The 9,879-nt window shown below is 40.8% G+C and carries 10 protein-coding genes and 1 pseudogene; 7 read left to right on the top strand and 4 right to left on the bottom strand.

Annotated elements, in window-relative coordinates:
- Positions 1–23 precede the first annotated feature (23 nt).
- The 3 genes from choW (at position 24) to C9J12_RS27220 (ending at position 4,079) form a co-directional block, all read left to right on the top strand.
- Positions 24–872: a choline ABC transporter permease subunit gene (choW, locus tag C9J12_RS27210; protein ID WP_107246004.1), complete on the top strand. Its 849-nt coding sequence runs from the start codon at positions 24–26 to the stop codon at positions 870–872.
- Positions 873–874: 2 nt separating this feature from the next.
- Positions 875–2,077 (top strand): choline ABC transporter ATP-binding protein, encoded by a 1,203-nt coding sequence (gene choV / locus C9J12_RS27215; RefSeq protein WP_107246006.1) that lies wholly within the window; start codon positions 875–877, stop codon positions 2,075–2,077.
- A gap of 223 nt (positions 2,078–2,300) precedes the next feature.
- A complete protein-coding gene (locus C9J12_RS27220) occupies positions 2,301–4,079 on the top strand; it encodes a choline/carnitine O-acyltransferase (protein ID WP_227876488.1) in 1,779 nt (592 codons plus the stop codon).
- Positions 4,080–4,264: 185 nt separating this feature from the next.
- Here the strand turns inward: C9J12_RS27220 and C9J12_RS27225 are convergent, their stop codons facing one another.
- A complete protein-coding gene (locus tag C9J12_RS27225; RefSeq protein ID WP_107246009.1) occupies positions 4,265–4,693 on the bottom strand; it encodes a DUF4440 domain-containing protein in 429 nt (142 codons plus the stop codon).
- Positions 4,694–4,852: 159 nt separating this feature from the next.
- Between C9J12_RS27225 and C9J12_RS27230 the strand changes: the two genes are divergently transcribed.
- Together C9J12_RS27230 and dcuC are read left to right on the top strand one after the other, a co-directional pair.
- The gene (locus C9J12_RS27230; RefSeq protein ID WP_107246013.1) at positions 4,853–5,200 is read left to right on the top strand and encodes a winged helix-turn-helix transcriptional regulator; all 348 of its coding nucleotides are present in this window, start codon (positions 4,853–4,855) and stop codon (positions 5,198–5,200) included.
- Between the two features lie 469 nt (positions 5,201–5,669).
- Positions 5,670–7,058 (top strand): C4-dicarboxylate transporter DcuC, encoded by a 1,389-nt coding sequence (gene dcuC / locus C9J12_RS27235; RefSeq protein ID WP_107246016.1) that lies wholly within the window; start codon positions 5,670–5,672, stop codon positions 7,056–7,058.
- A 271-nt stretch (positions 7,059–7,329) separates the two neighbouring features.
- On the opposite strand, the gene C9J12_RS27240 is transcribed toward dcuC, so the two are convergent.
- A complete protein-coding gene (locus C9J12_RS27240; RefSeq protein WP_107246019.1) occupies positions 7,330–7,659 on the bottom strand; it encodes a hypothetical protein in 330 nt (109 codons plus the stop codon).
- A gap of 365 nt (positions 7,660–8,024) precedes the next feature.
- Between C9J12_RS27240 and C9J12_RS27245 the strand changes: the two genes are divergently transcribed.
- Both C9J12_RS27245 and C9J12_RS31290 read left to right on the top strand, forming a co-directional pair.
- Positions 8,025–9,068, top strand: a complete 1,044-nt coding sequence (locus C9J12_RS27245; RefSeq protein WP_107246021.1) for a GMP reductase — start codon at positions 8,025–8,027, stop codon at positions 9,066–9,068.
- Positions 9,069–9,174: 106 nt separating this feature from the next.
- Positions 9,175–9,336, top strand: a complete 162-nt coding sequence (locus C9J12_RS31290; RefSeq protein WP_227876489.1) for a hypothetical protein — start codon at positions 9,175–9,177, stop codon at positions 9,334–9,336.
- Positions 9,337–9,355: 19 nt separating this feature from the next.
- Here the strand turns inward: C9J12_RS31290 and C9J12_RS31665 are convergent.
- A pseudogene (locus C9J12_RS31665) lies at positions 9,356–9,523 on the bottom strand (TniQ family protein); the annotation flags it as partial.
- Between the two features lie 161 nt (positions 9,524–9,684).
- Positions 9,685–9,879: cytochrome P450 (locus C9J12_RS27260; protein WP_146150121.1), on the bottom strand; the 195-nt coding region annotated here is incomplete at its 5' end.

The following is a 9,879-nucleotide window of genomic DNA, read 5'->3' on the forward strand; positions in this document are numbered from 1 at the left end:
ATTTAGACCATTAAGGAGTAACAGTGGACTTTATTACAGAGCATAAGATCCCGCTAGGTGAGTGGATGGCAACTTTCGTCGATTGGCTTACCTATAATGCCTCAGGATTTTTTGACTCGCTTTCATACACCCTCGAATCAATGATTATGTTATTGGTCGACTTATTTAAATGGTTTCCGCCTGCGGTTCCCATCGTCATGACTGCTCTTTTGGCATGGTTCCTTCACAGAAGCCTCTCATTAGTTATCTTTGTTGTTGCTGCACTGTTGCTGATCATGAACCTTGGTTACTGGGAAGAAATGATAGAGACTTTTGTTCTGGTATTAAGTGCAACAATGTTTTCGGTATTAGTGGGTGTGCCTATAGGAATTGCCGCGGCACATAGACCTTGGCTGTACACCATCATGCGACCGATACTTGATTTGATGCAGACAATACCGACATTTGTCTACCTTATTCCAACCTTGGTGTTATTTGGCTTAGGTGTTGTTCCAGGCCTTATCTCTACCATTATTTTTGCCATTGCCGCTCCAATTCGCCTGACCTATTTAGGCATTAGCCGAGTACCGGAAGAACTGGTTGAGGCAGGTAGAGCATTCGGAGCCAGCCGAATGAAGTTGTTGTTCAAAGTTGAGCTTCCGGCGGCAATGCCAAACATTATGGCAGGAATAACGCAGTGTATTATGTTGTCATTGTCTATGGTGGTGATTTCAGCACTAGTAGGCGCTGATGGCTTGGGCAAACCAGTGGTTCGCGCCCTAAACACCGTGAACATTTCTCAGGGGTTTGAAGCAGGGCTTGCTATCGTGTTGGTTGCAATTATTTTGGATCGCTTGTGTAAAACGCCAGCAAGTCAGAGCAGAGAGGGATAACCATGAGTGCTATTAGTATTAAAAATCTGGATGTCATCTTTGGTAAGCAAACAGCCAAATCATTAGCGATGTTAGATGATGGCAAAAGCCGTCAGGAAATCATTGATGCTACCGGCGATGTAGTGGGCGTGCATGATGTTAGCCTTGATATCGAAAAGGGGGAAATCTGCGTATTGATGGGCTTATCGGGCTCAGGGAAATCGAGCTTGCTGCGTGCTATTAATGGGTTGAATATTGTCAGTCGCGGCTCTCTTAATATTAAGGATGGCGACGAGCCAATTAACCTTGCTAATTGCGATAAAGCAGCGCTGCGCCACTTGCGTACAAATCGTATTTCGATGGTCTTTCAGAAATTTGCCTTAATGCCTTGGTTGTCAGTGCTAGACAATGCTGCTTTTGGTCTTGAGATGCAGGGTATAAGTAAAACAGAGCGTCGTCGCCGCGCAGAAGAAATGTTGGAAATGGTAGGCTTGGCTGAATGGCAAAATAATTATCCTCACGAGCTATCGGGCGGTATGCAGCAACGAGTAGGCTTGGCGAGAGCATTTACCATGGATAGCGATATCTTGCTGATGGATGAACCATTTTCTGCGCTTGATCCTCTAATTAGAAGTCAGCTTCAGGATGAACTGATCGAGCTGCAGCGTACGCTGAATAAAACCATCGTATTCGTCAGCCATGATTTGGATGAAGCACTGAAGCTGGGTAATAAAATTGCCATTATGGAGTCGGGACGTTTGATCCAGCACGGTAGGCCGGAAGAGATCGTACTTAACCCTAATTCAGAATACGTTGCGGAGTTTGTGGCTCACACGAATCCATTGAATGTGTTATGTGGTCGTTCTTTGATGACAGAGGTAACCGCACTAGAATCGCAGGATAGTAAACTGGTGTTAAGCCAGCATGATGAAACTTATATCGATACTGATCCTCAAGGGCATGTTACTTCGGTTACCCGTCAAGGTAAGGCATTGCCATTGCATGTATGGCAAGCGGGAGACTGCTTTGAGGGGTTGAAACAAGATAGCCTAGTGATAGCTAATCCGGATATATCCATGCGAGAAAGTTTGGAAATCCGCTATCGTACAGGGCAACCTGTTCTGTTGGCCGAAGATGGCCCGTTGATTGGTGTATTAGCAGACAATAATTTCTATCACGCTTTGTTAGGCAAGCATATTTCGCTAGAAACCGAAACCAGCACATAAATATACCAATACCAGCCTTCAATATTACAAAGCGCGGAGTAATACCAATACCATTAATTAGGTGTTTAGATAATTAGTGATATTGGTATAAGCCTTAAAAGCCGTTATTAGAGCTTAGGCTTACTCTGCGTGTCACTTTATTTTTACCGCCTAGCGATGGAAATAATCGCGCTCAACAAAACCCATTTAAAAAATAGACAAACCCCCAAGGAGTTAAAAATTAATGGGAAATACATTTAGTTGTCAAAAAGAGTTGCCGATAATGCCAGTGCCAAGCTTAAAGCAAACTTGTCATAAGCTTATTGAATGGGCTGAGCCGTTATTAACACAAGAAGAACAAACCAGAACAAAAAAAGTGATCGAGCAATTTCTTCTGCCTGACGGAGACGGCGAAAAATTACAAAATGAGCTGATTGAATGGGGGAATAAACATGCACCTTCAAACTGGTCTGCACCTGCTTGGCGAGATATTTACTTGGAATCACGAGGCCCTTTGGCGATCAACAGTAATGTTTTTTATTACTTGAAAAGTAAGCTTAATGAAAAAGATAACTCACAAGCGAATATTGCCACAGCGCTTATTGTCAGCGTTTATAATTTTATCTCTTTGCTTGATAAAAAAGAGCTCACGGTTGATATGCAAAAAGATATGCCGCTTTGCATGAATCAGTACAACAATCTTTTTTCTTCAACAAGAATAGCGCAACAGGGCATGGATGAACTCAAAGTTTCATCGTCCAGAAAGCATATTGTGGTAATGCATAAACAGCGTATATATCAGGTTGATATTCTTGATGAAAAAGGAAATATCAGATCGCCATCAGCGATTGAATCCGATCTCGATTGCATTCTTTCTATTTCAGGGGAAGGGCAAAACGTAGGCGTGCTAACAACAATGCCGCGAGATGCTTGGGCAAAAAGCAGGGCAAATTTGCTTCAGATATCGGTTAATAACAGAGAATCGATGACAATCATTGAAGACGCTGCTTTTGCCTTATGTTTGGATGAAAATATCCCAGAAGAGATAACTGAGGTATCTAAGCAGTTATTGCATGGAGATGGAAAAGATCGTTTTTTCGATAAATCACTGCAATTTATCGTCTTTAAAAATGGTAAAACGGGGATCAATTTCGAGCATACAGGGGTTGATGGTTCCGTTATGCTTCGTTTGGTTGCACATATCTATGACACGATTGATCAGATTTCTTTTGATGATAGGAACGCTCCTGTTGAGGGAAAGGGATCACAGACCTCAACAGTCGAAGACATTAAGTTTGATTTAGATAGTGCACTAATACAGACGATTCGTGCAGCCGTCGATTTGTTTGCTCAACACTCGGCTAATAATCAAATTAGGGTGTTGAATTTCACTCAGTTTGGCAAGAATCAGATCAAGCAATTTGGCGTGAGCCCCGATGCATTCGTTCAGTTGGCGTTACAATTAGCGGAATATAAGCTTTATGGAAAGTGCTACAGTGCTTATGAAGCCGTAATGACCAGAACGTTTCTTGATGGGCGTCTTGATGTTTTGTATACCGTTACGCCTGAGTCGATGGCGTTTATTCACAATATGCGTGACCCTGATTGTAGTACTCAAGCTAAAAAAGATTCACTTATTAAAGCAGCACAAAAACACATCGAAAGGGCGAATGAGTGCAGGTTTGGTCATGGGGTTTACACCCATTTACTCGCGCTTAAATACCGCTATAAAGTCGCTGGCCGTGACATCGGAATTGATACGCTTCCAGAAATATTTACCAACGGAGGATATCAGGCCCTGACTCACAGCGTCGTTTGTACTAGCACCACGTCAGAATATGGCGTTGAATTAGCGGGTTACGGTCCGCTTGTCGATGATGGTTACGGAATTAGATACTTTAAGCGAAATGACTCCATCTGCTTCAATATAACAAGTCGAACCGATATGCAGGACAAACTCGAGTTGATGCGAATTTATATTGAGCAATCGCTGCTTGAAATGGCAGATTTGATGCGAAGCTGATGCATCGTGTTGTACTTAATGGGTAACCTTTTTATGTATGAATAAGCTGTTGTGGTATTCGTCCAACAGCTTTTCCCTATATCTACAAACGATTTTGGATACACTTTCTTTGAGTATCAAATAGGTAGAGTGGCATAACTAACTGTGAGTGCATTTAGAATTGTCTTTCTAGAGAGTCGCTCCTTTTAATACCCATTTGGATTATCAATTATGTAGACCCATCCACCGTTTTGGTACTGCATAACTTCCAGCGCAGTACCGCTAATCTTACTATTAGCGACTTTCCAATCAGAACGGATTAAAGCAATGTTGCCATTAATATGAATAGACTTAGATAATGTCAACATTTCACTGTCAAAACTTAAGTATGGCTTTAATGCTTTAGCGATTTCGTCCTGTCCAATAGCTGTATTGCCCTCTACATCAAGAATGTATTTGGCATTTTTAGCAAATAAGGTTTTTAGTCCTTCAAGATTTTTGCCTTGAAAGTATTGAGCGAAAAGAGAATGAAGCTCATCAGGTGATTGTGGTTTTGGATAATTAACAGCTTCATTGGCATTTGCGTTAAAAATAAAAATGGATATTGAAATTAGTAGTATCTTGATTGTATTCATCTTTCATTCCTTAAATGTATTAAGCGATGAAGTTACGATACTGAAATTACTGCCTTTTTACTATTAGTTACCAGAAGGTAACTAATTACCTTTTAGTTAGTAGGGCGTTTTTAATAAGTAAATGATACCTTAGAAAACTAAAATGTAGAGGAGAGTAAAATGCGACATGTCACTGCACCTGAAGGGTACTGCAATGTTGATAAATATTTATCGTTGATATCGACGAAATGGACTGCACATATTGTCTTTTTACTTAATCAGAAAGAAGTGATGAGATTTGGACAAATACAAAAAGAATTAGCATTAGTATCCAGTAAAGTTCTCAGCTCAAGGTTGAAATTGTTGGAAGCAGAACAATTTATCTGGAGAGAGCAGCAAGAAACGATCCCAGTAACGGTCAATTATGGTTTAACCTTAAAAGGAAAAGAGTTAGCGGTGATCGTTAATCAGATAATTGCTAAGTCTGATTCTTGGAATAAAAGTACTAATAATGATAACAGTATGTAATCAATGAGCTCTGTAATAGTATTATTTTTACTGTAGTCCTATGAATGCCTGAATTAATGAAAATATAGTTATATAATTGTTAAATAAAGATAGCAATGGGAAAGGTTAAATTTTAAATAGATTCAGTTTATTTTTTAATTAAATGCGAGTGTTAAATTGTCAATATTACATTGATAAATTGAGCCATACGGAATGTTTGAATTATTCTTTATTTTTCAATGTCTTGTGCTTTTTGTTTCATTTTTAATGTGTATTTATTCTACCTTACGTTCGTTAGTGTAATCACACTATTTATTCAGTTCCCGCTGTAGACTACGCCCGTATTATATTTATCGATTATTTCCACCATGAATAACCCCAATGATGGTACTTGCTGCCAGTTTTTTATCGCTAACAGCCTTACCACTACTCGTTTAATACGGGTTTATTTATATCGAAATCATTCGCAGGACTGTATTTAAGGGATTGTATGTTATCTATTATTATAGCGTTGATCGTGACGGCTTTTGTCGCGACATTTGTTTTAAAAGGGTATAAAGCTCAAGCCATTTTGATGGCTGGTGGTATTGTGTTAATGGTCGCAGCCATGTTAATAGGGCAGGGCTTACCTTTGCCTGAAAGTGCTTCGACAGGATCGCAGTGGCTCGATGTTTTCCAATTTATTAAAAATACCTTTTCGAGCCAAAGTGCAGGCCTTGGTTTAAAGATCATGGCTATCGCTGGTTTCGCATTCTATATGCATGAAATCGGAGCATCAGAAGCATTAGTTCGCGTATTAACCCGTCCATTGGCACGTATTAAACACATGCCGTATTTATTTATGGCCATGTGTTTTGTGATTGGTGAATTTCTGTCGATTTTTATTACCAGCGCCTCCGGTTTGGGGGTGCTGTTAATGGTGACGTTATACCCGTTAATGCGCAGCGTGGGTTTAAGTCGTTTATCGGCATGTGCGCCGATTGCAACGGCAGTGGCGGTAGAAATGGGTCCTGGCCAAGGTAACGTGAATTTTGCAGCTGAAATTATTGGCATCGATGTTGTTGATTACGTCGTGCAATACCAAATGGTGGTAGCGACAGCGGCGTTACTTGTGATTGCTGTGCTGCATATTGTGGTACAGAAGTATTTTGATGTACAAAGTGGCCATATTGCCAGCGAGCACCGTCACTTGAATGAACAATTAGAAACGCACGAAAAGCAATATGAGGGAAATGCACCGGCACCAACAATTTATGCCATTTTACCCGTTATACCCTTGGTATTAATTTTTACGTTCAGCAAGTTAATGATCAGTAGCATTAAAATGGACGTGACCACAGCAATGCTGGTATCGATTGTACTGACTCTTGGTTTTGAATTTGTTCGCCGTGATAATGCTAAAGCGGTTGTCGATTCCATCCAAATCTTCTTTGATGGTATGGGACGTCAGTTTGCGAATGTGGTGACATTTATCGTCGCAGGTCAAACCTTTGCACAAGGTTTGAAAACCATCGGTGCGATTGATGTGATCGTGAATGCGGCTGAATCAGCAGGTTTTGGTCCGATACTGATGACTATCGTGATGGTGGCAATCATTATGGTATCTGCAATTTTAATGGGGTCGGGTAACGCTGCATTTTTCTCGTTTGCCAATTTAGTGCCAGAGATTGCAGGTAAGATGGGTATTGCCCCTGTAATGATGTTGCTACCGATGCAGTTTGTTGCTGGTATGAGCCGTAATATTTCACCGATTGCCCCTAATATGGTGGCGATTGCTGGGGTGGCAGATGTGTCACCGTTTGAGTTGGCGAAACGGACAACTGTTCCTATGCTTGGTGGTATTTTGATTTCGGTGTTTGTGAGCATAACCAGCTTCTAATGCCCTCGAATCACAAGTAGATGATTTTATTGTAGGAAAGTACAACGCTAATTTTTAGATACAAAAAAGGCCACTGAAAAGTGGCCTTTTTTGTTGACACTCAGTAGGTGGCTATTCTGATTACTTTTTATAAGCATCCACTGTCCAGCTTTTCATATTTAACTTGGGTATCTTTATAAAGATGTATAAATTTTAAATAAAAAAAACGGGATAGCACCTTTAGAGCATCCCGTCATTTTACTTAAAGCTGGTGATTAATCAGATTAATACATTAAGCAACAACACTTACAGCATTGCCCCATTTCTTAAGAATCACAGAAATTGGGACTATAGGGCCCATCATATTCATCCGCATTGGTTCACCACCTAAACCATAATGCAGCTCTGAAGAATCAGATGATGAGTAATGGTACTTATAATTAAACTTATCTGTTGCTAAATGCAGTAAATCAAAATCTTTACGATGACACGAAATATATGCACGCCAATACATCGCATCAATAATTTCATCAGGGCTTTCTGCCCGTATAATAAAACGCCAACTGCCATCTTCCCCAAAAAAATCGAGTGGGAATATTTTTTTTATTTTTCTTTTATTCAAAAAACTAACCTATCCATTGTGCAATGTTTACAACTAACTTCTTTCTGTATGAAATATAGTCGGAAAACACGAAGGAATGATGAATTATGCAAGGATTTGAGCAAAATGAAAGAGATTGATTAAAAATTAGGGAAATCAGATAAAAATAGGAGGGAAATCGCATTTTCTGTAGATGTAATCTGACGGATGATATCACAAAAAAAATCGTATTATTAGACTTGTTAAAAAAGTTTCTGGCTCTATAATACTGAAAACCGGAGCGTCTGCCAACGCTCCGGTTTTTTTGTGCCTGCTCATAAGACGAAAACGATTACCTGCCAGTAAACGCTTCGCAGAGCAATATTCGATAAGATTAAGGAATTACCATGCGTATCGAACAAGACTTGAAGTTAGGTTTTAAAGATGTACTGTTTCGTCCAAAACGTTCAACGTTAAAAAGCCGTTCTCAAGTTGAATTAACCCGCGATTTTACATTCAAACATAGTGGTCGTCAATGGTCTGGTGTACCAATCATTGCTGCTAATATGGATTCAGTGGGTAGCTTTGAAATGGCGGCATCACTTTCTAAGCATAACGTGATGACTGCAATCCACAAACACTACACTGTAGATGATTGGGCTGGTTTCGTTAAAAATAATGATGCTGCCGTACTTAATAACGCAATGGTTTCAACAGGTACTTCTGAAGCTGACTTTCAAAAAACGAAAGACATCATGGCGTTAACTGAAGACCTAATCTTTATCTGTATTGATATTGCTAACGGTTACTCAGAGCACCTTGTAGAGTACGTACAAAAAGTACGTGCTGAATTCCCTACTAAAGTAATCAGTGCGGGTAATGTTGTAACTGGCGATATGGTTGAAGAGCTCATCCTTGCTGGTGCAGACATTGTTAAAGTGGGTATTGGCCCAGGCTCTGTTTGTACGACACGAGTTAAAACAGGTGTTGGTTACCCTCAGCTTTCTGCAATCATCGAATGTGCTGACGCAGCACACGGCCTAGGCGGTCGTATTATTGGTGACGGCGGTTGTTCTTGTGCAGGTGACGTATCTAAAGCATTCGGCGGCGGTGCTGATTTCGTAATGCTTGGCGGTATGCTTGCGGGTCATGAAGAAAGCAACGGCGAAGTTATTGAGAAAGATGGCGAAATGTTCATGAAATTCTACGGAATGTCTTCTGAGTCAGCTATGGCTAAGCATTCAGGTGGTGTGGCTAAGTACCGTGCAGCTGAAGGTAAAACCGTGCTATTGCCTTTCCGTGGCCCCGTTGAAAATACTATCCAAGATATCATGGGTGGCATCCGCTCAACTTGTACGTACGTTGGTGCAGCGCAACTTAAAGAGCTAACAAAACGCGCGACATTCATCCGTGTACAAGAGCAAGAAAACAACGTTTACGGTAAAGAATAAACTCGATATTGCCTCTTTTAATGTTGAAACAACCATAACTTGATATTGCTTCTTTCGGTACCATACTTTTGTAAGTTTACGACATATGGTGAAAGAGGCAATATTTATGGCTATCATTCCTACCCCCTCCTCAATGGTGCTAGATGCACTTGAAAGTGCCTTCACCAGCCCTGCTCGTAACTTGACGAAATCACGTGGTAAAAATATTCGGCGCTTTGCCAGTGCAAAAATGGGACAAAGAGTATCAGTTGAATCGACATGCATTTGATAAAACACCGGTGGCAATAGCTGTAACCAATGAAGTGCCAACGATACGAAGCATAACCATCTTCTTGAAGACATTGAGGGCAACATTGAATGGTTGAGTGAAGTAAGGATCTAGGTATCACTTCTGCGCCTCTAATTAATGCTGTTGCAGAAGGCGAGTATTTGATTGGCGTTCTATTAATCGCCAATTCTAGAAGTTATGTTGGCTCATTGAACGTCATTTGACTGAATTTATGCAGTGCTGATGTTCGCAACTCGAATGAGGAAGCTTCAAGAGGCACTATCGTGAAAACCACCTCCAATGGAGGTGGTTTTTGTTGAAACACTAGACAGCGGTATTGTGGGCGGGTTATCTGCCCACAGGTTTGAGTCGCAAACAGATCTGAAGGTTCTTGGGTCGCATGGTAATGGCATACTCCTCCACTACTGGCGGGCTCTCCGGCTGAGAGATGTCAAATTGCTGGCATAGCATGGCGATGACCATTTTTGTTTCCATAAAAGCCAGTGTTTCACCGGGGCAGTGGCGCGCACCACCGCCAAAGGG

Source organism: Photobacterium frigidiphilum, from assembly GCF_003025615.1.
Classification (GTDB): Bacteria; Pseudomonadota; Gammaproteobacteria; order Enterobacterales; family Vibrionaceae; genus Photobacterium; species Photobacterium frigidiphilum.

What these genes read in the sequence shown, in the direction of transcription:
- choV (WP_107246006.1), top strand. Translation starts at nt 875, where the DNA reads ATGAGTGCTATTAGTATTAAAAATCTGGATGTCATCTTTGGTAAGCAA.
- C9J12_RS27245 (WP_107246021.1), top strand. Translation starts at nt 8,025, where the DNA reads ATGCGTATCGAACAAGACTTGAAGTTAGGTTTTAAAGATGTACTGTTT.
- dcuC (WP_107246016.1), top strand. Translation starts at nt 5,670, where the DNA reads ATGTTATCTATTATTATAGCGTTGATCGTGACGGCTTTTGTCGCGACA.
- C9J12_RS27230 (WP_107246013.1), top strand. Translation starts at nt 4,853, where the DNA reads ATGCGACATGTCACTGCACCTGAAGGGTACTGCAATGTTGATAAATAT.
- C9J12_RS27220 (WP_227876488.1), top strand. Translation starts at nt 2,301, where the DNA reads ATGGGAAATACATTTAGTTGTCAAAAAGAGTTGCCGATAATGCCAGTG.
- C9J12_RS27225 (WP_107246009.1), bottom strand. Translation starts at nt 4,693, where the DNA reads ATGAATACAATCAAGATACTACTAATTTCAATATCCATTTTTATTTTT.
- C9J12_RS31290 (WP_227876489.1), top strand. Translation starts at nt 9,175, where the DNA reads ATGGCTATCATTCCTACCCCCTCCTCAATGGTGCTAGATGCACTTGAA.